Raw genomic sequence first — 25,943 nt, 5'->3', positions numbered from 1 at the left:
TTGATAGGCCAGATCTGGAAGCCCGGTAACGGGTGGAGGTGACTGGTACTAATAGGCCGAGGGCTTGTCCTCAGTTGCTCGCGTCCACTGTGTTGGTTCTGAAACCATGAACAACCGTCGAAGCCGATTGGCTACGGCTCCGGTTGACAGTTTCATAGTGTTTCGGTGGTCATAGCGTGAGGGAAACGCCCGGTTACATTCCGAACCCGGAAGCTAAGCCTCACAGCGCCGATGGTACTGCAGGGGGGACCCTGTGGGAGAGTAGGACGCCGCCGAACTAATTTTAGAAAAAAGCCTCTGGCCTCGAGCATTACGCTCGAGGCCAGAGGCTTTTTTGTTGCCCGTCACTTCGCGTTCACGTTCCCCGAGCACCATCCCTGTCATGGGCACAGTTGCAATGCTGCAGGCCGCGGGCGTCGGAGACGGTGACGAAGTGATCGTGCCGGCCTTCGGGAACCCCGAGGTCGCCGAAGCCGTCGTGCAGGCCGGAGCGATTCCCGTCTTCGCCGACATCGACGCCGACACCTACTGCGTCGACCCCGCGCACGTCGCCGACCTCGTGAGTGTGCGGACCGCCGCCGCCATCGCCGTTCACCGCTTCGGGCACCGCGCCGACATCGCCCGGCTGCACGAACTCGGCAGCCGGCACGGCCTCCTCGTACTCGAACAAGGCGAGTCCGAGAAGCCGTACGGCGAAGTCGCCCAGCGGCGCATGCACGCCGCCTACCTGAGCAGCCGGCTCAACGGGGTGCGGACACCCGCCGGGCACGACGGGCACACCTACCAGCAGTACGTCGTGCGGGTTCCCGGCAACGGGCGGCCCGACCGCGACGCCTTCGCCCGCGTACTGCGCGGCAAGGGCGTCGCATGCGGCGTGCCGGTGAAGACGCCCGTGCACCGACTGCCCGCGTTCCGGCGCGACGTGGCGCTGCCCGAGACCGAACGCGCCGCCGACGAAACGCTGGCACTTCCCGTCGACGGGACGCTGTCGCGCCGGGAACTCCAGCGCGTGGTGTCGGCGTGCAACGCGCTCGGCGGACTGCTGCAACCGGCCTTCTAGAAGGCCGGTTCGAGAGGGCCTGAACTTCGGGTATGCTTTATTTCGTTGCTGAGCGGGAAACCGCGCAGGTGACAGGCCCCTATAGCTCAGTCGGTAGAGCGTCTCCATGGTAAGGAGAAGGTCAGCGGTTCGATTCCGCTTGGGGGCTCAGTAATTGAGGCTCTCGCCCTGATCGGGCGGGGGCCTTTTTTCATGCCCCCGCCCGCCCGGGCGTCAGTCGTGCTGAATACCGGGAACACGCATCGCGAGGATGGCCATGTCGTCCGACGGGGCGTCCGCCGCGAAACGCTCGACCGCCCGCATGATGCGCGCCGCGACCGCACCGGCCGTCAGACCCGTACAGCCCGCCAGGACTTCGGCGAGGCCGTCGTCGCCGAGCATGCGCGTGCCCTCACGGCGCTCCGTGATGCCGTCGGTGACACAGAGCAGGACATCGCCCGCATCGAGCGTCATCGTCTGCTCGTACAGTTCGAGGTCGTCCATGACGCCCAGCAGCGGCTGCGGCTCCGCGAACGGCTCGACCGAGCCGTCCTGGCGCAGCCGCAGCGGCAGCGGATGGCCGGCGCAGACCATCTTCAGGACGGCCGAACCGTCCTCCTGCGGCCACAACTCCCCGTAGAGGAGCGTCAGGAAGCGACTGCGGGCGCCCTCGTCGAGGATCGCCGCGTTCAGCCGCTCCAGGACCGCCGGGCCGCCGAACCCCTCCCGCGCCAGCAGACGCAGGGCGTGCCGGGCCAGGCCCGTGACCGCCGCCGCCTCCGGGCCCGTACCGCAGACGTCGCCGATGGCGAAGCCGTACGCGCCGTCGCGGATCGGGAAGAGGTCGTAGAAGTCGCCGCCCACCTCGTTGCCCTCGCCGGCCGCGCGGTAGATGACCTCGACCTCGACGCCCGGGACGTGGGGGAGTTCCGGCGGGAGGAGGCTGCGCTGCAGGGACTGGCTGATGGCCATGCGCTCCGAGTACAGGCGCGCGTTGTCCAGGGCGAGGGCCGCCCGGCGGCTCAGGTCCTCGGCCAGCTCCAGGATCTCCTGGCGGAAGTGCTCGTCCGTGGGCTTGCCCAGCGTGAGCATGCCGATGACGCGGTTGCGGGCGACGAGCGGGAGGACCACGGTCTCGCCGCCGACTGCCGCGGCCGTCGCGAGGGTGGTGCCGATGCCCGAGCTGACGCTGGCAGGTTCACCCAGGCCCAGGCTGCGCATGGAGGTGCGCAGCGCCGCGTGGTGGGCCGCCTCCGCGGGGGCGGCCCAGACGCGGGCGCCCGGCGTCGGCACGGGATCCGGCGGGGCGATCTTCGCGAGGAGGGCCTTGAGGCCGTCGATGCGGTCCTCGTCCTCGTGCAGGACGTAGGAGAGGTACGGGTCCGAGGCCTGGTCGGCGATCATGTAGACCGCGCACCAGGTGGCGAGCGTGGGGACCGTCATCTGGGCCATCAGGGCCAGGGTCTGGTCGCGGTCGAGCGTGCCGGCCAGCAGGTCGGAGGCTTCGACGAGGAAGCTGAGGGAGCCGCGGCGGAGCTTCTCGAGCTCGCCCAGGCGCGCCGACTCGACGGCCATGGCGATGCGGTCGGCCGCGAACTGCAGGCGCAGCGCCTCCTCGTTCGAGTAGCGGTCGGGCGCCTCGGCGGCCACGCCGAGGGAGCCGGTGAGGCGGCCCTCGACCTTCAGCGGGACCGTGACCACCGAACGCATGCCCGTACCGCTCAACAGGGGGACGGCGCCCGGCACTTGGGTGAGGTCCTCGTGGACGGCGGGCATCCGTGCCGAACCGTAGCGGCCGGGGCCGACCTCGACCGGGACCCGGGCGAAGCGCTGGCGGGCCGAGGGCAGGCCGGTGGAGGCGCGGACCTCCAGCTCCGTCTCGTCGTCGGTGGCCAGCAGCAGGAAGGCGGAGTCGGCGTCGAGCATGTCGCGGGCGCGCTCGACCGTGCGCTGGAGCAGACCATCGAGATCGTCCGGGGCGGGCGAGCCGATGAAGACCTCGAACGGGTCGGCGCCCTGGCTCTCGGAGTGGGCGCCGCTCTCCGTCGTCGGGAGGCGCAGCGGCGTCTGGAGCACGGCGCGCTCGTGGTCGCGTACGAGGAGACAGACCGTGGAGGGTTCGCCGTCGGTGCCGCGGACGCGCAGGTGGGAGGCGTAGACCGGGCTCACGCGGCCGCTGGCGCTGCGGATGCCGTAGCTGCCCTCCCAGCGTGAGAGCTGCAGCGCGTCCACGATGCCGGTGCTGGTGCCGGGGGTGTGCGGCCAGGCGGCGAGGTCGGTGAGGGGCTTGCCCAGGACGAGGTCGGCCGCGTAGCCGAAGAGGTGCTCCGCGTCCTCGTTCCACGCGGTGATGGCGCCGGTCCTGTCGATCTGCACGACGGCGACGCGGACCCGCTCGTCGGCGAGGGGGAGCAGGTCGGTGGGGAGCACGGGGCCGGCGGCGCGGGTGCCGACCGAGCGCTCGGGGAGGTCGATCTGGAACCAGACCTGCTTGTGCGTGGCCGAATAGTCGACGCCCCAGCGGCTCGCGAGGGCGGCGCAGAGCTGGAGTCCCCGGCCGCCTTCGCGGTCGGGGCTGCTCATGGCGATCGCGGAGGACTGGAGCGGGATCTCCCGCTCCGGATAGCGGTCGGAGACCTCGATGCGGACGTGGTCCTCGCCGCGCAGGCACAGGACCTCCGCGGCCGTGCCGGCGTGGACCACCGCGTTCGTCACCAGTTCGCTGGTCAGCACGACGGCATCGTCGATGATGTCGGCGTGGCCCCATCCTTGGAGGGTGTCGCGCACGAAGGAACGCGCGGTCGCGACGGATCGTCCGACCGGTTCGAAGGTGGCAGCCGCGCGCGCGGTGATCACAGAACTCCCTGTACGAGTTGTACTCGCTGTACGAATGTCGAGGCCCAGGTCTCCCGTACCCATGTGGCGGCCGCCCCTCCGATGCCCGCTCGTTTTCCGCCACCGCCCAGGCCCGGGCGGACCGGGGTGGGTGGACAGCCGCATGCAAGGTTACTTACCTTCGCCGTCCATGCGGATGCCGGTCGCCGGAGTTTCCGTCCGGAGGGTGTGCGGAGGGTGTGCGAAGCTGCCGAACTGTTATGGCCTGGTTCAGCCATGGTGAAACACTGGGCAAGCTTCCAGGAAGAACGCATTGAAGAGCCGATGCGGCGGTAGAAGCGAACCCGAGCAACTCAAGCAGTTCAGGTCGACCCCTGCGGGAGGGACACAGTGGAGTCTGGCGCACCGACGCGGGGCAGGAAAGCGCGCGCAGAAAGCGGACAGTCCCCGAATAAACAGCACAAGTCGCGCAATGGCACCACAACGGTGGACACCGCGGCGCTGAACAGGCTGCTGGCCGGTCTCGTCGCGATGCGGGACGGCAATTTCCGCAAGCGGCTCACGGTCAACGGCGACGGCGTGATGTCCGAGATCGCCGCTGTCTTCAACGAGGTCGCCGACCGCAATCTGCATCTGACCGGTGAGCTGTCACGGGTGCGCCGCATGGTGGGGCGCGAGGGCAAGCTCACCGAGCGCCTGGAGACGGGCGCCTGCGAGGGCTCCTGGGCCTCCGCGATCAACGCCTCGAACGCCCTCGTCGACGACCTCGTACGACCGGTCTCCGAGGTCGGGCGGGTGCTCACGGCGGTCGCCGAGGGTGACCTGTCGCCGCGGATGGAACTGCGCTCGCAGGTGCCCGACGGAACCGGGCATCCCTTGCGGGGCGAGTTCCTGAAGGTCGGGCGGACCGTCAACAACCTGGTCGACCAGCTCTCCACCTTCACCGACGAGGTCACGCGCGTGGCCAGTGAGGTGGGTACGGAGGGCAAGCTCGGTGGGCAGGCCCGGGTACGCGGAATGTCCGGTTCGTGGAAGGACCTGACGGATTCGGTCAACACGATGGCGTACCGGCTGACCGCGCAGGTGCGTGACATTGCTCTCGTCACGACCGCGGTGGCCAAGGGTGACCTGTCCCGGAAGGTCACGGTGCACGTCGCGGGCGAGATGCTCGAGCTGAAGAACACCGTGAACACGATGGTGGACCAGCTGTCCTCCTTCTCCTCCGAGGTCACCCGCGTCGCGCGCGAGGTGGGTACGGAGGGCGAGCTGGGCGGGCAGGCGCAGGTGCCCGGTGTGGCCGGTGTGTGGAAGGACCTCACCGATTCGGTGAACCTGATGGCGGGCAATCTGACCGCGCAGGTGCGCGGGATCGCCCAGGTCACCACGGCCGTGGCCAACGGTGACCTCTCGCAGAAGGTGACGGTGTCGGCGCGCGGCGAGGTCGCCCAGCTCGCCGAGACGATCAACCAGATGACCGAGACGCTGCGGACGTTCGCGGACGAGGTGACGCGCGTCGCCAACGAGGTCGGCGCGGAGGGCCAGCTCGGCGGCCAGGCGAACGTGCCGGGCGCCGCGGGGACGTGGAAGGACCTGACGGACTCCGTCAACACGGTCTTCCGGAACCTGACCACGCAGGTGCGCGACATCGCCACGGTCACCACGGCGGTGGCCAACGGTGATCTGTCGCAGAAGGTCACCGTCGACGTCGCCGGCGAGATGCTGGAGCTGAAGAACACCGTCAACACGATGGTCGACCAGCTGTCGGCCTTCGGCTCCGAGGTCACCCGGGTCGCGCGGGAGATCGGCGTCGAGGGCGAGCTGGGGGGCCAGGCGCTGGTCGTCGGCGCCGCGGGCACGTGGAAAGACCTGACGGACTCGGTGAACACGGCTTTCCGCAACCTCACCGGTCAGGTGCGCAACATCGCCCAGGTGACGACGGCGGTGGCCAACGGTGATCTGTCGCAGAAGGTCACCGTCGACGTCTCCGGCGAGATGCTCCAGCTGAAGAACACCGTGAACACGATGGTGGACCAGCTCTCCAGCTTCGCCGACCAGGTGACGCGCATGGCGCGCGACGTGGGCACGGAGGGCCGGCTGGGCGGGCAGGCCCGGGTGGACGGGGTGAGCGGCACGTGGAAGGAGCTCACCGACTCCGTCAACTTCATGGCCGGGAACCTGACGTCCCAGGTGCGCCAGATCGCGCAGGTCACGACGGCGGTGGCGCGCGGTGACCTGTCGCAGAAGATCGACGTGGACGCGCGCGGGGAGATCCTGGAGCTGAAGAACACCATCAACACGATGGTCGACCAGCTCTCCGCGTTCGCGGACCAGGTGACCCGGGTCGCCCGCGAGGTGGGCACCGAGGGCCGGCTGGGCGGACAGGCGCAGGTGCCCGGCGTGGCCGGCGTGTGGCGCGACCTGACGGACTCCGTGAACGGCATGGCGGGCAACCTCACCGCCCAGGTCCGCAACATCGCGCAGGTCGCCACCGCGGTGGCGCGCGGTGACCTGTCGCAGAAGATCGACGTTGACGCGCGCGGCGAGATCCTGGAGCTGAAGAACACCCTCAACACGATGGTGGACCAGTTGTCGGCCTTCGCCGAGCAGGTGACGCGGGTGGCCCGCGAGGTGGGTACGGACGGCATCCTCGGCGGCCAGGCCGAGGTGCAGGGCGTGTCGGGGACGTGGAAGGACCTGACGCAGTCCGTGAACGGCATGGCGAACAACCTGACCCTCCAGGTCCGCAACATCGCCGAGGTCACCACGGCCGTGGCGCGCGGCGACCTCTCCAAGAAGATCACCGTCGACGCCAAGGGCGAGATCCTCGAACTCGTCACCACGGTGAACACGATGGTCGACCAGCTGTCGTCGTTCGCGGAGCAGGTGACCCGGGTCGCCCGCGAGGTGGGCACCGAGGGCCAGCTCGGCGGCCAGGCGCGGGTGTCGGGCGTCACGGGCATCTGGAAGGACCTGAGCGACAACGTCAACCTGATGGCCAACAACCTGACCATGCAGGTGCGCAACATCTCCCAGGTCGCCAACGCCGTGGCCAACGGTGACCTGACGCGGACGGTCACCATCGAGGCGCGCGGCGAGGTCGCGCAGCTCGCGGACACGTTCAACACGATGGTGAAGACGCTGAGTTCGTTCGCCGACCAGGTCACCAAGGTGGCCCGCGAGGTGGGTACGGACGGCATCCTCGGCGGCCAGGCCCGCGTACCCGGTGTGGCCGGTACGTGGAAGGACCTGACCGAGTCCGTGAACGGGATGGCCTCGAACCTGACCGGCCAGGTGCGCAACATCGCGATGGTCACGACCGCCATCGCCAAGGGCGATCTGACCAAGAAGATCGACATCGACGCGCGCGGCGAGATCCTCGAACTGAAGACCACGATCAACACGATGGTCGACCAGCTGTCGTCCTTCGCCGAGCAGGTCACGCGGGTGGCCCGCGAGGTGGGTACGGAGGGCCAGCTGGGCGGTCAGGCGCGGGTGCGCGACGTGGACGGCACCTGGCGTGACCTGACGGAGTCCGTGAACGAGATGGCCGGGAACCTGACCCGACAGGTGCGCGCCATCGCGGCCGTCGCCACCGCGGTGACCCGCGGCGATCTCAACCTCAAGATCGACGTCGACGCGGCGGGCGAGATCCAGGTCCTCCAGGACAACATCAACAAGATGATCTCGAACCTGCGGGACACCACGATCGCCAACGAGGAGCAGGACTGGCTGAAGGGCAACCTCGCCCGGATCTCGGGGCTGATGCAGGGCCGCCGCGACCTCGACGACGTGGCCTCGCTCATCATGAGCGAGCTGACGCCGGTGGTCTCGGCGCAGCACGGCGCGTTCTTCCTGGCGCAGCCGCTGGAGGACGGCGCCGATCCGACGGCCGCCGCCGAGGACGCCTACGAGCTGCGCATGTGCGGCAGCTACGGCTACTCCATGGGGTCCATGCCGACGTCCTTCCGGCCCGGCGAGACGCTCATCGGGACGGCCGCGCAGGAGCGGCGCACGATCCTCGTGGACAACGCGCCCAGCGGGTACCTGAAGATCGCCTCCGGGCTCGGTGAGGCGCCGCCCGCGCAGGTCATCGTGATCCCCGTGCTCTTCGAGGGAACGGTGCTCGGGGTGATCGAGCTGGCGTCGTTCACGCCGTTCACGCAGATCCAGAAGGACTTCCTGGGGCAGATCGCGGAGATGATCGCGACGAGCGTCAACACGATCTCCGTCAACACCAAGACGGAGGTGCTGCTGAAGCAGTCGCAGGAGCTGACCGAGCAGCTGCGGGAGCGTTCCGCGGAGCTGGAGAACCGGCAGAAGGCGCTCCAGGCGTCCAACGCGGAGCTGGAGGAGAAGGCCGAACTGCTCGCCCAGCAGAACCGCGACATCGAGGTGAAGAACACCGAGATCGAGGAGGCGCGGCAGGTCCTGGAGGAGCGCGCCGAGCAGCTCGCGGTGTCGATGCGCTACAAGAGCGAGTTCCTCGCGAACATGTCGCACGAGCTGCGTACGCCGCTCAACTCGCTGCTCATCCTCGCCAAGTTGCTCGCGGACAACGCGGACGCGAACCTCACGCCCAAGCAGGTCGAGTTCGCCGAGACGATCCACGGCGCGGGCTCCGACCTGCTCCAGCTGATCAACGACATCCTGGACCTGTCGAAGGTCGAGGCGGGCAAGATGGACGTCTCGCCGACACGGATCGCCCTGGTGCAGCTCGTCGACTACGTAGAGGCGACGTTCCGGCCGCTCACCGCGGAGAAGCAACTCGACTTCTCCGTAAGGGTGTCGCCGGAGCTGCCCACCACTTTGCACACCGACGAACAGCGTCTCCTTCAGGTGCTGCGCAACCTGCTCTCCAATGCGGTGAAGTTCACCGACTCCGGTGCCGTGGAGCTCGTCATCCGTCCGGCGGGCGCCGACGTGCCGAACGAGATCCGCGAACAGCTCCTGGAAGCGGGCTCGTTGCGCGAGGCGGACGGTGACCTGATCGCCTTCTCGGTGACCGACACCGGCATCGGTATCGCGGCCAGCAAGATGCGGGTCATCTTCGAGGCCTTCAAGCAGGCCGACGGCACCACCAGCCGCAAGTACGGCGGTACGGGCCTGGGGCTGTCCATCAGCCGGGAGATCGCCCGGCTGCTGGGCGGTGAGATCCACGCGGCGAGCGAGTCGGGCCGCGGCTCCACGTTCACGCTGTACCTGCCGCTGCACCCGGCCGAGCTGCCGCCCCAGGGGTACACGCAGCTCGCCCCGGCCGTCGAGCCGGGCCGGCCGCTCGCCCTGGACGCGGCGCCGGAGGAGCCGGCGGAGAGGACGAACGAAGCCGAGACCCCGGCGGAGGTGAAGTCGTACCAGGAGACGCAGAAGGGTGCCGCGGCGCTCTTCCGGCGCCGTCGCCGGTCCACCCCGGCGGGGGAGGGCCACGCGCCGCTCTCAGGGCCGTCGACGCCCGTTCAGCAGCAGTGGGGCGACGAGGAGCAGGAAGCACCCAAGGTGCGGCGCTCGTTCCACTTCGGCGGCGAGAAGGTGCTCATCGTCGACGACGACATCCGCAACGTCTTCGCGCTCACCAGCGTCCTGGAGCAGCACGGACTCTCGGTGCTGTACGCGGAGAACGGGCGGGAGGGCATCGAGGTCCTGGAGCAGCACGACGACGTGACCGTGGTGCTGATGGACATCATGATGCCGGAGATGGACGGCTACGCGACGACGACGGCGATCCGCAGGATGCCGCAGTTCGCCGGGCTGCCGATCATCGCGCTGACCGCGAAGGCGATGAAGGGCGACCGGGAGAAGGCCATCGAGTCCGGTGCTTCCGACTATGTCACCAAGCCGGTCGACCCTGACCACCTGCTGTCGGTGATGGAACAGTGGATGCGCGGTGAGTGACCGGATTCCGAAAGTTTCACCGGACGTTGCTGACTGAGTGTGGCCGCATCCGTGTAGAAGTGCGGTAACCGGGGAACCTTCTGGTCTCTTACTGCGTTTCTGCTACGTGCACAGTGACATCTCGGTGACAGGGTGTGGCGGCGAGCGGGGTGCGGCTACGATGACCGGCACAAGGACGGACGACGCAAGGGAGTCGTCCCCTGGGGCGGCGACAGGAGCCGCCCCGAATCCTGCGGACAGGGGCGGCCCCATGCCGGGGCGAGGAGGGCGGGCCATGGTGCAGAAGGCCAAGATCCTCCTGGTCGATGACCGGCCGGAGAATCTGCTGGCGCTGGAGGCCATTCTCTCCGCGCTCGATCAGACGCTGGTGCGGGCATCGTCCGGGGAGGAAGCGCTCAAGGCGCTGCTCACGGACGATTTCGCGGTCATTCTGTTGGACGTTCAGATGCCCGGAATGGACGGATTCGAAACCGCCGCGCACATCAAGCGCCGGGAGCGGACACGGGACATCCCGATCATCTTCCTCACGGCGATCAACCATGGGCCGCACCACACGTTCCGTGGGTACGCGGCGGGCGCGGTGGACTACATCTCCAAGCCGTTCGACCCGTGGGTGCTGCGCGCGAAGGTCTCGGTCTTCGTGGAGCTGTACATGAAGAACTGCCAGCTCAAGGAGCAGGCGGCGCTGCTGCGCCTGCAGTTGGAGGGCGGCGGCGGAGCGGTCGGCGACGCGAAGGAGCCCGCGGGCCTCCTCGCCGAGCTGTCGGCGCGGCTCGCCGCGGTCGAGGAGCAGGCCGAGGCGCTCTCCAAGCAGCTCGACGACGACTCGGCGGACGCCGCGGCCGTCGCCACCGCCGCGCACCTGGAGCGCAAACTCACCGGCCTGCGCCGGGCGCTGGACGCACTGGAGCCCGGTACGGGCAACGGCGCGCCGTCCCTGCCGTCCCAGAGCTGAGCCCCCGCCCGGGCTTTGAGGCCGCGTCAGTTCCGGTACCGACGGTCCGCGACACAAAAGAGTGAAGCACTGGGCACACGTGTACGCGGGCGCCTCCCCCGGTAACCTCACACCTATGGCCTCACGTCCCGCAGCCAAGAAGTCGCCCGCGAAAAAGGCGGCAGCGCCGACCAAGGCTCCGGCGAAGAAGGCTCCTGCCAAGAAACTTCCCGCCAAGAAGGCCGTGGCGAAGGCGCCCGCCAGGAAGGCCGTGGCGAAGAAGCCCGCGCCCAGGCCGGCGGCCAGCCCCACCGGGGGCGTGTACCGGCTCGTACGCGCCCTGTGGCTCGGCGTCGCGCACAGCGTCGGGGCGATGTTCCGCGGCATAGGGCGGGGCGCGAAGGGGCTCGACCCCGCGCACCGCAAGGACGGTCTCGCCCTCCTGCTGCTCGGGGTCGCGCTGGTCTGCGCGGCCGGCACCTGGTCCAACCTCCAGGGCCCGGTCGGCGGCCTGGTCGAGATGCTGGTGACCGGCGCCTTCGGCCGCCTCGACCTGCTGCTGCCGATACTGCTCGGCGTCATCGCCGTGCGCCTCATCCGCCACCCGGAGAAGCCCGAGGCCAACGGGCGCATCGTGATCGGCCTGTCCGCGCTCGTCGTCGGCGTGCTCGGCCAGGTCCACATCGCGTGCGGCTCACCCGCGCGCTCCGACGGCATGCAGGCCATAAGGGACGCCGGCGGGCTCATCGGCTGGGCCGCCGCCACCCCCCTCACCTTCACGATGACCGAGGTGCTCGCGGTCCCACTGCTCGTCCTGCTCACCGTCTTCGGGCTGCTCGTCGTGACCGCGACGCCGGTCAACGCGATCCCGCAGCGGCTTCGGCTGCTCGGGGTGCGGCTCGGCATCGTCCACGACGACCTGGCCGTGGAGGAGTTCGCGGCCGAGGAGTACGACGAGGAGTGGCGGGAGGCCCCGCCCGCGCCCGCGCGGCGCCGCGCCGCGGCCCCCGGGGGCTCCACGGTGTACGACCCCGACCGCATAGAGGAAGACGCGCTCTCCAAGCGGCGCAGGCCCCGGCGCGCGTCCGTGCAGCCGTCCATGGAGCGTTCCATGGACGCCGTGGACGTGGCCGCCGCGGCCGCCGCCGCGCTGGACGGCGCCGTGCTGCACGGGATGCCGCCGTCGCCGCTGGTCGCCGACCTCACGCAGGGCGTCGGCACCGAGCGGGGGGAGCGCTCGGGAGAGGTGCCCGCGCCGGAGCGCACGGCGCCGGTACCGACCGCCCGGGCGAGGAAGAAGCCCGAACCGGTCGCCGAGCCCCCGGCCGGGCACGAGCCCGAGCCGACGCCCTCCAGGCTCGCCGTGCCCGACCTGACCAAGTCCGCGCCGGACGACGCGCGCGAGCTGCCGCCGCGGGCCGAGCAGCTCCAGCTCGCCGGCGACATCACCTACGCGCTGCCCTCGCTGGACCTCCTGACGCGCGGCGGACCCGGCAAGTCGCGCAGCGCCGCCAACGACGCCGTCGTGGCGTCGCTGACGACCGTCTTCACCGAGTTCAAGGTCGACGCGGCCGTCACCGGCTTCACCCGCGGCCCGACGGTCACGCGCTACGAGGTCGAGCTCGGCCCCGCCGTGAAGGTCGAGAAGATCACCGCGCTCGCGAAGAACATCGCGTACGCGGTGGCCTCCCCGGACGTCCGCATCATCAGCCCCATCCCGGGCAAGTCGGCGGTCGGCATCGAGATCCCGAACACCGACCGCGAGATGGTCAACGTCGGGGACGTGCTGCGGCTCGCGGACGCCGCCGAGGACGACCACCCCATGCTGGTGGCGCTCGGCAAGGACGTCGAGGGCGGCTACGTCATGGCGAACATGGCGAAGATGCCGCACATCCTTGTCGCCGGCGCCACCGGCTCCGGTAAGTCGTCCTGCATCAACTGCCTCATCACCTCGATCATGGTGCGGGCCACCCCCGAGGACGTCCGGATGGTCCTCGTCGACCCCAAGCGCGTGGAGCTGACGGCGTACGAGGGGATCCCGCACCTCATCACGCCGATCATCACCAACCCGAAGCGGGCCGCCGAGGCGCTCCAGTGGGTCGTGCGGGAGATGGACCTGCGCTACGACGACCTCGCGGCGTTCGGCTACCGGCACATCGACGACTTCAACCAGGCGATCCGCGACGGCAAGCTCAAGACGCCCGAGGGCAGCGAGCGGGAGCTGAAGACCTACCCGTACCTGCTGGTGATCGTCGACGAGCTCGCCGACCTGATGATGGTCGCCCCGCGTGACGTCGAGGACGCCATCGTGCGCATCACGCAGCTCGCGCGCGCGGCCGGCATCCACCTGGTGCTCGCCACCCAGCGCCCGTCGGTCGACGTCGTCACCGGCCTGATCAAGGCGAACGTGCCCTCACGCCTGGCCTTCGCGACCTCCTCGCTCGCCGACAGCCGGGTCATCCTCGACCAGCCGGGCGCCGAGAAGCTGATCGGCAAGGGCGACGGTCTCTTCCTGCCGATGGGTGCGAACAAGCCGACCCGTATGCAGGGCGCCTTCGTCACCGAGGACGAGATCCAGGCCGTCGTGCAGCACTGCAAGGACCAGATGGCGCCCGTCTTCCGCGAGGACGTCACTGTGGGGACCAAACAGAAGAAGGAGATCGACGAGGACATCGGGGACGACCTGGAGCTGCTGTGCGCCGCGGCCGAGCTGGTGGTGTCCACCCAGTTCGGGTCCACCTCCATGCTGCAGCGCAAGCTCCGGGTGGGCTTCGCCAAGGCCGGGCGCCTGATGGACCTCATGGAGTCCCGCAACATCGTGGGACCCAGTGAGGGCTCGAAGGCCCGCGACGTCCTGGTGAAGCCGGACGAGCTGGACGGTGTGCTCGCGGTGATCCGCGGGGAGGCTCAATCCTGAGGATCCCTCGACACCGATGTCACTCGTACGGGAATCCGGGGCAACCGTTTCCTCAACGAGTACGTCAAGTTGAGGGAAGGGACAACTTCTTGTCCCACCATCAGGATGTCGGGCCAGTCTGATGGCGTACAAAGTCCGACCGCCCGGTTGCCCCACCCTTTCGTACCCCCCCTAGACTGAACCTCCAGCAGGTGGTTACACGCTCGAAAGGCGCCCCCGTGTCCATCGGCAACTCCCCTGAAGACGACCGTCCTTCGCAAGACCGTCCGTCGGAAGACCGGCCCTCCCAAGAGAGCGTCCCGCCCGCGGACGACCGGCCCTCGATCGGTCGCGCCCTTCAGCAGGCGCGCATCTCCGCGGGGCTGACCGTCGACGAGGTGAGCCAGTCGACCCGGGTCCGGGCCCCGATCGTGCACGCCATCGAGGAGGACGACTTCTCCCGCTGCGGCGGCGACGTGTATGCGCGCGGGCACATCCGGACGCTGGCGCGTGCCGTGGGCGTCGATCCCGAGCCCCTCCTGGAGCAGTACGGCGCGCTGCACGGCAGGCGGCCCGCGCCCACGCCCGCCACCCCGCTGTTCGAGGCCGAGCGGATCCGCTCCGAGCCGCGCCGGCCCAACTGGACCGCCGCCATGGTCGCCGCCATCGTGGCCGTCATCGCGTTCGTGGGCTACACCGTGGTCAACGGCGGGGACGACGGCGACACGCAGCAGTCCGCCGAGGGCGCCACGCCCGCGACCAGCAAGCCCGCCCCGAAGCCGAGCGCCACGGGCAAGAAGCCGGCCGACCGCAAGCCGGTCCCGTCCGACAGCGCCATCGCGGCGGCCCCGGCCGACAAGGTCACCGTGAAGATCAACGCCGCGGAGGGGCGCAGCTGGATCTCCGCGAAGGACCACAACGGGCGCATTCTCTTCGACGGCCTGCTCGAACAGGGTCAGACGAAGACGTTCCAGGACAACCAGAAGATCGATCTGGTCCTGGGGGACGCCGGTGCCATACAGCTTTTCGTGAACGGCAAGGAGCTGAAAGACGCGTTCCAGCCGGGCCAGGTCGAGCGGCTCACGTACACGAAGGGCGATCCCGAAGTCGGCTGACGGACGACCCGGGCGCCCCTTCGGCAACCCTCGCGGCGAGGGCTGTCGGTGGAACAAAGTAGTCTTGAGTCCATGCCCGAACGCCGTACCGTCGCACTTGTCACCCTTGGCTGCGCCCGTAACGAGGTGGACTCGGAGGAGCTCGCAGGCCGCTTGGAGGCGGACGGCTGGGAGCTCGTCGAGGACGCCGAGTCCGCGGATGTCGCCGTCGTCAACACCTGTGGCTTCGTCGAGGCCGCCAAGAAGGACTCCGTCGACGCCCTGCTCGAGGCCAACGATCTCAAGGGCCACGGCAGAACCCAGGCCGTCGTGGCCGTCGGCTGCATGGCCGAGCGGTACGGCAAGGAGCTGGCCGAGGCGCTGCCCGAGGCCGACGGCGTTCTCGGCTTCGACGACTACGAGGACATCTCCGGCCGCCTCCAGACCATCCTCTCTGGTGGGAACGTGGAGGCGCACGCCCCGCGCGACCGCCGCAAGCTGCTGCCGATCAGCCCGGCCGAGCGCCAGGAGGCCGGTGCCGGCATCGCGCTGCCCGGTCACGCGCCCGCGGACCTTCCCGACGGGCTCGCGCCCGCCTCCGGGCCGCGCGCGCCCCTGCGCCGCCGGCTCGACGGCGCGCCCGTCGCCTCGGTGAAGCTGGCCTCCGGCTGCGACCGGCGCTGCTCCTTCTGTGCGATCCCCTCGTTCCGCGGCTCCTTCATCTCCCGCCGCCCCAGCGACGTACTGAACGAGACGCGCTGGCTCGCCGAGCAGGGCGTCAAGGAGGTCATGCTGGTCTCCGAGAACAACACGTCGTACGGCAAGGACCTGGGCGACATCCGGCTGCTGGAGTCGCTGCTGCCCGAGCTGGCCGACGTCGACGGGATCGAGCGGGTCCGCGTCAGCTATCTGCAGCCCGCCGAGATGCGGCCCGGCCTGATCGACGTCCTGACGGGGACCGACAAGGTCGTCCCGTACTTCGACCTCTCCTTCCAGCACTCGGCCCCCGGCGTGCTGCGCGCGATGCGGCGCTTCGGCGACACCGACCGCTTCCTGGAGCTGCTCGACACCATTCGGAGCAAGGCGCCGCAGGCGGGCGTCCGGTCGAACTTCATCGTGGGCTTCCCCGGCGAGTCCGAGTCGGACTTCGCCGAGCTGGAGCGCTTCCTGAACGGTGCCCGGCTGGATGCCATCGGCGTCTTCGGCTACTCCGACGAGGAGGGCACGGAGGCGGCGACGTACGAGGACAAGCTCGACGAGGACGTCGTCGCCGAGCGCCTGGCGCGCGTGTCGCGCCTCGCCGAGCAGCTGGTGTCCCAGCGGGCCGAGGAGCGCCTCGGTGAGACCGTCGAGGTGCTCGTCGAGTCCGTGGACGCCGAGGACGGCGTCGTCGGGCGCGGCGCGCACCAGGCACCCGAGACGGACGGGCAGGTGCGGCTCACGGGCGGCGCCGGCTTGAGCGTGGGCCGTATGGTCGTGGCAAAGGTGGTCGGCACCGAGGGAGTGGACCTCGTCGCCGAGCCTCTCGACATTGCTGAGGAGGCGGCCAGATGACCGGAGTCCCGGCATCCGCCACGGGCGGGACCGGCACGCCGGCGCCCGGTGGCGGCAAGCTGGGCGCTGCGGCCGTCGATCAGGCCAGCCTGTGGAACATCGCCAACATCCTCACCATGGTGCGGCTGCTGCTCGTGCCCGGGTTCGTGATGCTCATGCTGGCCGACGGCGGGTACGACCCGGCGTGGCGGGCCTGGGCCTGGGCGGCGTTCGCCGTCGCGATGATCACCGATGTCTTCGACGGGCACCTGGCGCGTACGTACAACCTGGTCACCGACTTCGGGAAGATCGCCGACCCCATCGCCGACAAGGCGATCATGGGTGCGGCGCTGATCTGTCTGTCCTCGCTCGGTGACCTGCCGTGGTGGGTGACCGGCGTCATCCTCGGGCGTGAGCTCGGGATCACGCTGATGCGCTTCCTGGTGATCCGGTACGGGGTCATTCCGGCCAGCCGCGGCGGCAAGATGAAGACGCTCGCCCAGGGCACCGCGGTGGGCATGTATGTGCTGGCACTCACCGGGCCGCTGGCCACCTTCCGGTTCTGGGTGATGGCGGTGGCCGTCGCGCTGACGGTGCTGACCGGCCTTGACTACGTGCGGCAGGCGGTCGTGCTGCGCCGTGCGGGCCTCGCGGAGGCGGCGGTCGCCGCGGCCGAGACCCAGGCGGCACTCGCCCAGGCGGCCGTGGAGCAGACGACGGTGGCGCCGCCCGTGTCGGACGTGACGTCCGCGGGGGAGGCGGCGGGGCCGTCCGCCGTGGAGGCCTCCTCCGCGCCGGAGCCGTCGCCCGCGTCCTCGGAGGCGGCCGAGAAGTGAGGGACGAGGCTGTCGAGGCGCTGCGGCTGCTGACCGAGCGGGGGGAGACCCTCGCCGTGGCCGAATCGCTGACCGGCGGTCTCGTGGCCGCGGAGCTGGTGGCGGTGCCCGGGGCCTCGAAGGCCTTCCGCGGCTCCGTCACCGCGTACGCGACCGAACTCAAGCACGACGTGCTGGGCGTCGACGCGGATCTGCTCGCGGCCCACGGAGCCGTCCACCCCGATGTGGCGTTGCAGATGGCGGCCGGCGTGCGGGCGGCGCTCGGCGCGGGCTGGGGGATCGCCACGACGGGCGTCGCCGGGCCGGAACCGCAGGACGGACAGCCGGTGGGCACGGTCTACGTGGCTGTCGTCGGACCTGGCGCCGGGCCCGCCGCGGGGCCTCGGGACGGGGCTCCGGCGAAGCCGGGTAATTTCGCTGGTAGCCGCAAAGTGCTCGAGCTGCGGTTGAACGGCGGCCGGACGGAAATCCGTAGGGAGAGTGTACGGAGCGTGCTCCGCCTCCTTGCGGAAGAGCTGGTCGGAGCGCATTCCGGCGAACGCAGTGGGAATGCGCGGGCACAGGATACGGAACAGAACGGGGGGTTTTGATGTTTGCAGCCCTGAGTGAACACGACATCGCTCCCCGCACGGCCGTCGCACGAGGCGGTACGGTGGGGCGTGAAGGATGCGGCTACGCGGTCCGAGGAGGGAGCCACCGATGATTCTGCTCCGTCGCCTGCTGGGTGACGTGCTGCGTCGGCAGCGCCAGCGCCAGGGCCGTACTCTGCGCGAAGTCTCCTCGTCCGCCCGAGTCTCGCTCGGCTATCTCTCCGAGGTGGAGCGGGGGCAGAAGGAGGCATCCTCCGAACTGCTTTCCGCTATCTGCGACGCGCTTGACGTACGGATGTCCGAGCTGATGCGCGAGGTGAGCGACGAGCTCGCTCTCGCGGAGCTGGCCGAGTCGGCAGCAGCGGTCCCGTCGGAGCCGGTGCGCACACCGGTTCGTCCGATGCTCAATGCGGTCTCCGTGACCGGCGTCCCGCCGGAACGGGTGACGATCAAGGCACCAGCCGAGGCGGTCGACGTCGTAGCGGCGTAGCGCCTCGCACACACAGCGTGCAACAGACAGCCCCGGCCGGGACCACGGTCGGGGCTCTCTGCTGTCCGGCCCTGGGCCTCGGCCGTCACGGAGAGTTGTCCCGTGTGTCCGTAATCGCTCATCTATGCCATCGTTGAGCGTGATTTCACTGCGGAGGTAAGGGATGTACGACGTGAAGAGTCCGCTGTCCGATGCTGACCTGAAGACCGTGTCCGAGGCGCTCCAGGGCGCGCTCGTCGACCTGGTGGACCTCTCCCTGGTGGCCAAGCAGGTCCACTGGAACGTGGTCGGGCCCCGGTTCCGGTCCGTGCACCTCCAGCTGGACGAGGTCGTGGACTCGGCGCGCCTGCACTCCGACACCGTCGCCGAGCGGGCCTCGACGCTGGGCGTCCCGCCGGACGGGCGGGCCGCGACCGTCGCCTCCAGCAGCGGCATCGGCGCGGTCGCCGAAGGCTGGGTGAAGGACTCGGACGCCGTGGGCACGCTCGTGGAGGCGCTCGGCGCGGTGATCACGCGCATGCGCCAGCGGATCGCGGCGACCGGCGAGGCGGATCCGGTGAGCCAGGACATGTTCATCGGCATCACGGCCGATCTGGAGAAGCACCACTGGATGTTCCAGGCCGAGAACCGCGGCTGACCGCGGGCGGGGCCGGGGAGCGCCCGCTGCTGGATGGTGCGTGGCCGGAAGCGTGGCCGAGCCCGGGCAGGTGCGAGGTCCTGGTGACAGGTGGTCCGGGGTGACGGGCGGAGGTGAGCGGTCGTGGCGAGGCGGCTGCTGCTGCGCTGGATACCCGGGCTGATATGCGGGGCGCTGTGGTGGTGGGGTGTCCTGCGGCTGGCGCTGGCGCCGGACGCGGGGACGTTCGAGGGGGCGGTGGCGGCGGGGGGCTGGGGGTTGAGCCTGTTGCCGGTGCACGCGCTGCCGAAGGGGCGCGCGTCCGGTGTGGCCGGCGGGCGGGGGCGCACTGGACGAGGCGGACGAGGCGGACGAGGCGGGCGAGGGGGGTCGCGCGGGGCGCGGGGGCCTTCGCGGGCGGCGGCGCCTACGGGAGTACCCCCGGAGGCTCCTAGGGTGGTGCCCCCGGCGGCGCCTACGAGGGAGTCCCCGGCGGCGCCTGCGGTGGTGCCCCCGGAGGCTCCTACGGTGGCGCCCCCGGCAGTGCCTACGAGGGAGCCCCCGGCGGCGCCTGTGCGTGAGCCGGGCGGGGTTTTCGGGCGGGTCACCAAGGCATGGCGACGCCACCGTTCGGGCGGAGGATCTGGCCGGTCGTGAACGCCGCTGCGTCCGAGGCCAGGTGCAGCACCGCGTGCGCGACGTCCAGCGGCTCGCCGACCCGGCCGAGCGGGGCCAGGCGCACCATCAGGGACTCCGTGTGGGCCTGGGCGCTCTCGTCGTGCCGGGTCGTCATGGGGGTCCGGATCCAGCCCGGGGCGACCGCGTTGACGCGGATGCCGTGCCGTCCGACCTCCGTCGCGAGCGTCTTGGTGAGCTGGACGACGGCGGCCTTGGCGGCGCCGTAGCAGAGCAGGCCGGGGCCGCCGGTGTCGACCGCGCCCGAGGCCATGGTGACGATGCTGCCGCGGGTGCCGGCCGCGATCATCGTGCGGGCCGCTTCCTGGCACGCGTACAGGACGCCTTTGAAGTTGACGGCGAGGACGCGGTCGAGGTCCTCGTCGCGGGTCTCCAGGACCGGGCTGTCGTGCATGATCCCGGCGATGGCGGCCAGGATGTCCAGTGTCCCGGTGGCGGCGGCCGCGGTCGCGACGGCCTCGGTGACCTGGGCGCGGTCGGTGACGTCCAGTGTGTGGGTGTGAGCGGTGCCGCCGGCCGCCTTGATCAGGGCCGCGGTCTCGTGCAGGCCGGGTGCGTCGTGGTCCGCGCAGTGCACGGTGGCCCCGGCCTCGGCGAGGAGCACGGCGCAGGCGCGGCCGATACCGCTCGCGGCGCCGGTGACGCATGCGGTGCGTCCGGTGAGGTCGTACGCCATGACCGTCATGGGAGGACCGTACGAGCTGATCTGACGGGGCGTCAATTGGTGTGCGGAGCTGGCCTGGCCGGTTCAGTGGGTGGGGTGCGGGCCCGGTTGGCAGGTGGGGCACCAGTAGGTGGGGCGTTCGCGGGAGCCGTCGCCCTGTTCGGCCACGCGGATGCGGGTGCGGCAGCGCAGACAGGGGCGCGAGGCCCGGCCGTACACGTAGAGGCGCTCGCCGGGGCGGGCGCGGCCGGTGGTGACACGGTTGGAGCGGTCGCGGTTGAATTCGAGGAGCTTCTTGGAGAGCAGGGGGAGCTGCTCCGCGGTCTCCGGGGACAGTTCGCCTACGGGGAGCCAGGGGGTGATCCCCAAGAGGAAGCAGAGTTCGGACTTGAAGACGTTGCCGACGCCCGCGAGGTTCCGCTGATCCAGGACGGCTTCGCCGACGGCGCGGGCGGGGTCCTGGAGCAGGTTCCGCAGGGCCTTGTCGGGATCCCAGTCCGGGCCGAGCAGGTCGGGGCCGAGGTGGCCGACCGCGTTCTCCTCCTCGCTGGTGCGCAGCAGCTCCAGCACGGGCAGACGGTAGCCGACTGCCGCGTGCGACTCGTTGGCGAGGATGGCCCGGATCTGGTGGGCGGGCCCGCCGCGCCAGCGCTCGCCGGGCGCGTAGATCCGCCAGGTGCCGTCCATGCGCAGGTGGGAGTGGAGGGTGAGGCCGCCCTCGATGCGGGTCATCAGGTGCTTGCCGCGGGAGAGGACCTCCAGGACCGTGCGTCCGGTGAGGTCCGCGGTGGCGAACCGGGGGACTCGTAGGTCGGAGCGGATGAGGACCTGGCCCGCGAGCGCGGTGTGCAACCGCTTCGCGGCTTGCAGGACGGTGTCTCCTTCGGGCATGGCTCCAGGGTAGGGCGCTTGGTGGGGTGGGGGACGCTGCTGGGGCCGGAGCGCCGCTCACCAGGGCACGGGCCTCCCGGCGCCGGGCGGGGCTCGTGGCGCCGGGCCTGGGCGCCGCCGGCGCGTGCTCAGGCGCGGAGCCGCAGGCCCCGGGGGGTCGCGTGGAAGCCGGAGCCCTCCAGGAGGGGAGCGTACGGGGCGGTGAGCGCCGCCTCGCCGTTGATCCGTTCGACGGTGATCGTGCCGAGGGCCCCGGAGCGGGCCGCTTCGGCCAGGGCCTGGGCGGCGGCGGGCAGCCGGGGATCGTCCGAGAGGTGGGCGGCCGACGGCGGCGCGGAGTCGGCGTCGCTGCTGGGCCACGCGAGGAGGCTCTTGCCGCCGCGCTCCATGTAGAGCGTCAGCTCGCCGTCGACCAGGACCACCAGGGAGCCCGCCTTGCGGCCGGGCTTGTGTCCCGCGCGCGCGGGCGGCTCGGGCCAGGGGAGGGCCGCACCGTACGCGTTGGCCGGGTCGGCGGCGGCCAGGACCAGGGCCCGGGCCGCCGCCGTACGGCCCTTCGGGGTGTCGTTCTGGCTGAACGGGTCGGGCGGGGGCGCGCCGCGCTCCTGCGCGTTGGCCGCCGCCCGCAGGCGGTCCACCGCGCCGTCCATCGCGAACTGGGCGGCGCCGAGCCCCTCCACCACGTAGCCGCGCCTGGCCTGGCCGCTCTCCTCGAAGACGGACAGGACCCGGTACACCGCCGAGAAGCCGCCCTCGATGCCTTCGGCGGCGACCGCGCCGCGGGTCACCACGCCGTGCCGGTCCAGGAGGGTGCGGGCCAGCGCGTGGGCGCGCACGGTCGGGTCCGGCTCCTGGCCGGGCAGCAGCGACCAGCGGCCGGCGACGGTCGGCGGACCGGTGCGCGAGGTGGCTCGGGCGGCAGCGGTCAGGCTCCCGTAACGGCCGCGCGGGACGGCTCTGCGCGCGCGGTGCGCGGTGGAGCCCGCCGTGCGGCCCGAGCCGAGGAGGGAGCGCATCGGAGCGAGCGTGTCGTTCGTCAGGCGGCCCGACCAGGCAAGGTCCCACAGTGCGTCGGCCAGCTGGGGATCGGAGGCGGTGACCAGGGCCTCGCCCTGCCCCTCGGCGGCCTGCGCGGGCGGCGCGGCGCGGACCTGGTCGGCGATCTGCCGGAAGAACAGGCCGTAGCCCCCGGAGAGGCTGTCCAGGACCGCCTGGTGCAGCGGCGTGAGCTCGAGGGGGTGCGGGGGCGGCAGGAGGAGCGGGGCGGCGTCGGCGAGGTACAGGGAGACCCAGCCGTCCTTGCCGGGGAGCGACCCCGCGCCTGCCCACAGCACCTCACCGGAAGCCGTCAGTTCGTCAAGGAGCGCCGGCGCGTACCCGGCGACGCGGGAGGGCAGGACGAGCTTCTCCAGGGCGGAGGCGGGCACGGAGGCCCCTTGCAGCTGCTCGATGGCGCGCACCAGGCCGTCGACCCCGCGCAGGCCGTGCCCGCTCACGCTCTGCCACTGGGGCAGGAACTGGGCGAGGGCCGCGGGTGGCACCGGTTCGACTTCGTGCCGCAGCGCGGCGAGGGAGCGGCGGCGCAGCCGACGCAGGACCGCCGCGTCGCACCACTCCTGGCCGATGCCCGCGGGGTGGAACTCGCCCTGCACGACCCGGCCGTTCGCCGCGAGGCGCTGGAGGGCGCCCTCCGTGACCGCGACGCCGAGACCGAAACGGGCCGCCGCCTGCGTGGACGTGAACGGGCCGTGTGTCCGCGCGAAGCGGGCCAGGAGGTCGCCGAGGGGGTCCTTGACCGGCTCGGTGAAGGCCTCGGGAACACCGACGGGCAGCGCCGTGCCGAGGGCGTCCCGCAGCCGGCCCGCGTCCTCGATGGCGGCCCAGTGGTCGGCGCCGGCGACGCGGACCCGGATGGCTCGCCGGGCGGACGCCAGCTCCTCGGCCCAGCCGGGCTCGGCGCCCCGCTCGGCCAGCTCGCCGTCCGTCAGCGGTCCCAGGAGTCGCAGCAGATCGGCGATGCCCTCGATGTCCTTGATCCGCCGGTCCTCGGTGCGCCACTGCAGCTCCTGCTCCAGCTCGGCCAGGACGTCCGCGTCGAGCAGCTCGCGCAGCTCGGCCTGGCCCAGCAGCTCGGCCAGCAGCCGCGAGTCCAGGGACAGTGCGGCCGCCCGTCGCTCGGCGAGCGGCGAGTCGCCTTCGTAGAGGAACTGGGCGACGTACCCGAACAGGAGCGAGCGGGCGAACGGCGAGGCCTCCGGAGTGGTGACCTCCACCAGGCGCACCTTGCGGGACTCGATGTCCCCCATCAGCTCCGCGAGGCCGGGGACGTCGAAGACGTCCTGGAGGCACTCCCGCACTGCTTCCAGGACGATCGGGAAGGAGCCGAACTCGCTGGCCACCTGGAGGAGCTGCGAGGCCCGCTGCCGCTGCTGCCACAGGGGCGTGCGCTTGCCCGGGTTGCGCTTCGGCAGGAGCAGCGCGCGGGCGGCGCACTCCCGGAAGCGGGACGCGAACAGGGCCGAACCGCCGACCTCGTCGGTGACGATCTGGTCGACGTCCCCCTTGTCGAAGGCGACGTCGGCGGCGCCGATGGGGGCCTGTTCGGAGTCGTACTCCAGGCCCGGCTTCGACGGTTCCTGGTCGAGGAGGTCGAGGCCCATCAGGTCGGCGTCGGGCAGGCGCAGCACGATGCCGTCGTCGGCATGCATGACCTGGGCGTCCATGCCGTACTTCTCGCTGAGCCGGGCACCCAGGGCGAGCGCCCACGGGGCGTGCACCTGCGCGCCGAACGGGGAGTGGACGACGACGCGCCAGTCGCCCAGCTCGTCCCGGAAACGCTCGACCACGATGGTGCGGTCGTCCGGGATGTGACCGCAGGCCTCACGCTGCTCGGCCAGGTACGACAGCACGTTCTCCGCGGCCCAGGTGTCGAGGCCCGCGGCGGCCAGCCGCACGCGCGCGTCGTCGGGCTGCTGCGAGCCGACCTCGCGGAGGAACGCGCCGACCGCCCGCCCCAGTTCGAGCGGGCGGCCCAGCTGGTCGCCCTTCCAGAACGGCAGCCGCCCGGGGACGCCGGGGGCGGGGGAGACGAGGACGCGGTCGCGGGTGATGTCCTCGATCCGCCAGGAGCTGGTGCCCAGGGTGAAGACGTCCCCGACGCGGGACTCGTAGACCATCTCCTCGTCCAGCTCGCCGACGCGGCCGCCGCCCTTCTTGGGGTCGGTGCCCGCGAGGAAGACGCCGAACAGGCCGCGGTCGGGGATCGTGCCACCGGAGGTGACGGCGAGGCGCTGGGCTCCGGGGCGGCCGGTGACGGTGCCGGCGACCCGGTCCCAGACCACGCGCGGGCGCAGCTCGGCGAAGGCGTCGGACGGATAACGGCCCGCGAGCATGTCCAGGACGCCGGTGAACGCCGACTCCGGGAGCGAGGCGAACGGGGCCGCCCTGCGGGCCAGCGCCAGCAGGTCGTCGACCTGCCAGGTGTCCATGGCGGTCATCGCGACCAGCTGCTGGGCGAGCACGTCCAGCGGGTTGCCCGGGACGCGCAGCGACTCGATGGCACCCGAGCGCATCCGCTCGGTCACGACGGCCGACTGCACGAGGTCGCCGCGGTACTTCGGGAAGACGACCCCGGTGGAGACCGCACCCACCTGGTGTCCCGCACGGCCCACGCGCTGCAGGCCGGAGGCGACGGAGGGCGGTGACTCGACCTGCACGACGAGGTCGACGGCGCCCATGTCGATGCCGAGCTCGAGGCTGGAGGTGGCGACGACCGCCGGCAGACGGCCCGCTTTCAGGTCCTCCTCGACGAGCGCGCGCTGCTCCTTGGAGACCGAACCGTGGTGGGCGCGGGCGATGACCTGGGGGGCGCCCGTCGCCGCTCCGGAGCCGCCCATCAGCTCTGCGGGGGAGTGGTCCTCGGGCGGGGCTTCGCCGGTGGCCCGCTCGTACGCGATCTCGTTCAGCCGGTTGCACAAGCGCTCCGCCAGGCGCCGGGAGTTGGCGAAGACGATCGTCGAACGGTGGGCCTCGATGAGGTCCGTGATCCGCTCCTCCACGGACGGCCAGATCGACGGGCGCTCGGCACCCTGGTCGGAGTCGGCGACCGGGGAGCCGCCGAGCTCGCCCAGGTCCTCGACCGGGACGACCACCGACAGGTCGAACTCCTTGCCGGACGGCGGCTGGACGATCTCCACCTTGCGCTGCGGCGACAGGTAGCGCGCCACCTCGTCGACCGGGCGGACCGTCGCGGACAGGCCGATGCGGCGGGCCGGGCGGGGCAGCAGCTCGTCCAGGCGCTCCAGGGAGAGCGCCAGATGGGCGCCGCGCTTGGTGCCTGCCACCGCGTGCACCTCGTCCACGATCACCGTCTCGATGCCGGTCAGCGCGTCGCGCGTGGCCGACGTCAGCATCAGGAAGAGCGACTCCGGTGTGGTGATCAGGATGTCCGGCGGGCGGGTGGCCAGCGCGCGGCGCTCGGCGGGCGGGGTGTCGCCGGAGCGGATGCCGACCTTGACCTCGGGCTCGGTCAGACCGAGGCGCACCGCCTCCTGACGGATGCCGATCAGGGGACTGCGCAGATTGCGCTCCACGTCGACGGCGAGTGCCTTCATCGGCGACACGTACAGCACCCGGCAGCGCTTCTTCGGGTCCGCGGGCGGGGGCGTGGAGGCGAGCTGGTCGAGCGCGGCGAGGAACGCGGCGAGCGTCTTGCCCGATCCCGTCGGCGCGACGACCAGCACGTCCGATCCCTCGCCGATGGCCTGCCAGGCTCCGGCCTGGGCGGGCGTGGGCGCGGAGAAGGCCCCCGTGAACCAACCGCGGGTCGCGGGGGAGAACCCGTCGAGGGCGCCCTGGGGACCCTTGCTGGACCTGACCATGCCCCCATCCTGCACCCCGCCACTGACAAAGGCCGTGACCTGCGGAAACGACTGGTTCAT

General features: G+C 71.2%; 14 protein-coding genes, 1 tRNA gene and 1 rRNA gene. 12 read left to right on the top strand and 4 right to left on the bottom strand.

All coding sequences use genetic code 11. The annotated features are described in order from the left end of the window. Positions 1 to 161 precede the first annotated feature (161 nt). The 3 genes from rrf (at position 162) to ACIBW6_RS10390 (ending at position 1,208) form a co-directional block, all read left to right on the top strand. Positions 162 to 278 (top strand): 5S ribosomal RNA (gene rrf / locus ACIBW6_RS10400). 119 nt (positions 279 to 397) lie between these two features. After that, positions 398 to 1,060: a DegT/DnrJ/EryC1/StrS family aminotransferase gene (locus tag ACIBW6_RS10395; protein WP_399058820.1), complete on the top strand. Its 663-nt coding sequence runs from the start codon at positions 398 to 400 to the stop codon at positions 1,058 to 1,060. A 75-nt stretch (positions 1,061 to 1,135) separates the two neighbouring features. Further along, a tRNA-Thr gene (locus ACIBW6_RS10390) sits at positions 1,136 to 1,208 on the top strand. A gap of 65 nt (positions 1,209 to 1,273) precedes the next feature. Here ACIBW6_RS10390 and ACIBW6_RS10385 read toward each other — a convergent pair. Then, on the bottom strand, positions 1,274 to 3,895 hold the full coding sequence (locus ACIBW6_RS10385) for a SpoIIE family protein phosphatase (protein WP_399058774.1): 2,622 nt from the start codon (positions 3,893 to 3,895) through the stop codon (positions 1,274 to 1,276). Between the two features lie 369 nt (positions 3,896 to 4,264). Between ACIBW6_RS10385 and ACIBW6_RS10380 the strand changes: the two genes are divergently transcribed. The 9 genes from ACIBW6_RS10380 (at position 4,265) to ACIBW6_RS10340 (ending at position 18,773) form a co-directional block, all read left to right on the top strand. Further along, positions 4,265 to 9,763: a HAMP domain-containing protein gene (locus ACIBW6_RS10380; RefSeq protein WP_399058772.1), complete on the top strand. Its 5,499-nt coding sequence runs from the start codon at positions 4,265 to 4,267 to the stop codon at positions 9,761 to 9,763. 274 nt (positions 9,764 to 10,037) lie between these two features. Then, positions 10,038 to 10,718 (top strand): two-component system response regulator, encoded by a 681-nt coding sequence (locus tag ACIBW6_RS10375; protein WP_399058770.1) that lies wholly within the window; start codon positions 10,038 to 10,040, stop codon positions 10,716 to 10,718. 115 nt (positions 10,719 to 10,833) lie between these two features. Continuing rightward, positions 10,834 to 13,614 (top strand): DNA translocase FtsK, encoded by a 2,781-nt coding sequence (locus tag ACIBW6_RS10370; RefSeq protein WP_399058768.1) that lies wholly within the window; start codon positions 10,834 to 10,836, stop codon positions 13,612 to 13,614. 218 nt (positions 13,615 to 13,832) lie between these two features. Further along, positions 13,833 to 14,708 (top strand): helix-turn-helix domain-containing protein, encoded by an 876-nt coding sequence (locus tag ACIBW6_RS10365; protein WP_399058766.1) that lies wholly within the window; start codon positions 13,833 to 13,835, stop codon positions 14,706 to 14,708. Between the two features lie 72 nt (positions 14,709 to 14,780). After that, entirely contained in the window at positions 14,781 to 16,241 is a 1,461-nt protein-coding gene (gene rimO / locus ACIBW6_RS10360; protein WP_399058764.1) for a 30S ribosomal protein S12 methylthiotransferase RimO, read from the top strand. Next, complete coding sequence (pgsA, locus tag ACIBW6_RS10355; RefSeq protein WP_399058762.1) at positions 16,238 to 17,056, top strand: CDP-diacylglycerol--glycerol-3-phosphate 3-phosphatidyltransferase; 819 nt, start codon at positions 16,238 to 16,240, stop codon at positions 17,054 to 17,056. Before rimO ends, pgsA begins: the two co-directional genes overlap by 4 nt. Further along, on the top strand, positions 17,053 to 17,646 hold the full coding sequence (locus tag ACIBW6_RS10350; RefSeq protein WP_399058760.1) for a CinA family protein: 594 nt from the start codon (positions 17,053 to 17,055) through the stop codon (positions 17,644 to 17,646). Before pgsA ends, ACIBW6_RS10350 begins: the two co-directional genes overlap by 4 nt. Positions 17,647 to 17,755: 109 nt before the next feature. Further along, the gene (locus ACIBW6_RS10345; RefSeq protein ID WP_356491126.1) at positions 17,756 to 18,136 is read left to right on the top strand and encodes a helix-turn-helix transcriptional regulator; all 381 of its coding nucleotides are present in this window, start codon (positions 17,756 to 17,758) and stop codon (positions 18,134 to 18,136) included. A gap of 163 nt (positions 18,137 to 18,299) precedes the next feature. After that, entirely contained in the window at positions 18,300 to 18,773 is a 474-nt protein-coding gene (locus tag ACIBW6_RS10340) for a Dps family protein (protein WP_399058758.1), read from the top strand. Positions 18,774 to 19,356: 583 nt separating this feature from the next. Here ACIBW6_RS10340 and ACIBW6_RS10335 read toward each other — a convergent pair. From ACIBW6_RS10335 to ACIBW6_RS10325, 3 genes are all read right to left on the bottom strand, one after another. After that, the gene (locus ACIBW6_RS10335) at positions 19,357 to 20,133 is read right to left on the bottom strand and encodes an SDR family NAD(P)-dependent oxidoreductase (protein ID WP_399058756.1); all 777 of its coding nucleotides are present in this window, start codon (positions 20,131 to 20,133) and stop codon (positions 19,357 to 19,359) included. A gap of 63 nt (positions 20,134 to 20,196) precedes the next feature. Continuing rightward, positions 20,197 to 21,003, bottom strand: coding sequence for an Fpg/Nei family DNA glycosylase (locus ACIBW6_RS10330; protein WP_399058754.1), 807 nt, complete (start codon positions 21,001 to 21,003; stop codon positions 20,197 to 20,199). 128 nt (positions 21,004 to 21,131) lie between these two features. Then, the gene (locus ACIBW6_RS10325; protein ID WP_399058752.1) at positions 21,132 to 25,883 is read right to left on the bottom strand and encodes an ATP-dependent helicase; all 4,752 of its coding nucleotides are present in this window, start codon (positions 25,881 to 25,883) and stop codon (positions 21,132 to 21,134) included. Between the last annotated feature and the right edge of the window lie 60 nt (positions 25,884 to 25,943).

This window comes from Streptomyces sp. NPDC049813 (assembly GCF_044465085.1).
In the GTDB taxonomy this organism is placed as follows: Bacteria; Actinomycetota; Actinomycetes; order Streptomycetales; family Streptomycetaceae; genus Streptomyces.
This window is presented reverse-complemented; position numbering and strand designations above follow the sequence as displayed.

Bases quoted from the DNA above. Each gene is read 5' to 3' on its own strand.
- ACIBW6_RS10395 (WP_399058820.1), top strand. From the start codon at position 398: ATGCTGCAGGCCGCGGGCGTCGGAGACGGTGACGAAGTGATCGTGCCG.
- ACIBW6_RS10375 (WP_399058770.1), top strand. From the start codon at position 10,038: ATGGTGCAGAAGGCCAAGATCCTCCTGGTCGATGACCGGCCGGAGAAT.
- ACIBW6_RS10370 (WP_399058768.1), top strand. From the start codon at position 10,834: ATGGCCTCACGTCCCGCAGCCAAGAAGTCGCCCGCGAAAAAGGCGGCA.
- rimO (WP_399058764.1), top strand. From the start codon at position 14,781: ATGCCCGAACGCCGTACCGTCGCACTTGTCACCCTTGGCTGCGCCCGT.
- pgsA (WP_399058762.1), top strand. From the start codon at position 16,238: ATGACCGGAGTCCCGGCATCCGCCACGGGCGGGACCGGCACGCCGGCG.
- ACIBW6_RS10345 (WP_356491126.1), top strand. From the start codon at position 17,756: ATGATTCTGCTCCGTCGCCTGCTGGGTGACGTGCTGCGTCGGCAGCGC.
- ACIBW6_RS10340 (WP_399058758.1), top strand. From the start codon at position 18,300: ATGTACGACGTGAAGAGTCCGCTGTCCGATGCTGACCTGAAGACCGTG.
- ACIBW6_RS10335 (WP_399058756.1), bottom strand. From the start codon at position 20,133: ATGACGGTCATGGCGTACGACCTCACCGGACGCACCGCATGCGTCACC.
- ACIBW6_RS10330 (WP_399058754.1), bottom strand. From the start codon at position 21,003: ATGCCCGAAGGAGACACCGTCCTGCAAGCCGCGAAGCGGTTGCACACC.
- ACIBW6_RS10325 (WP_399058752.1), bottom strand. From the start codon at position 25,883: ATGGTCAGGTCCAGCAAGGGTCCCCAGGGCGCCCTCGACGGGTTCTCC.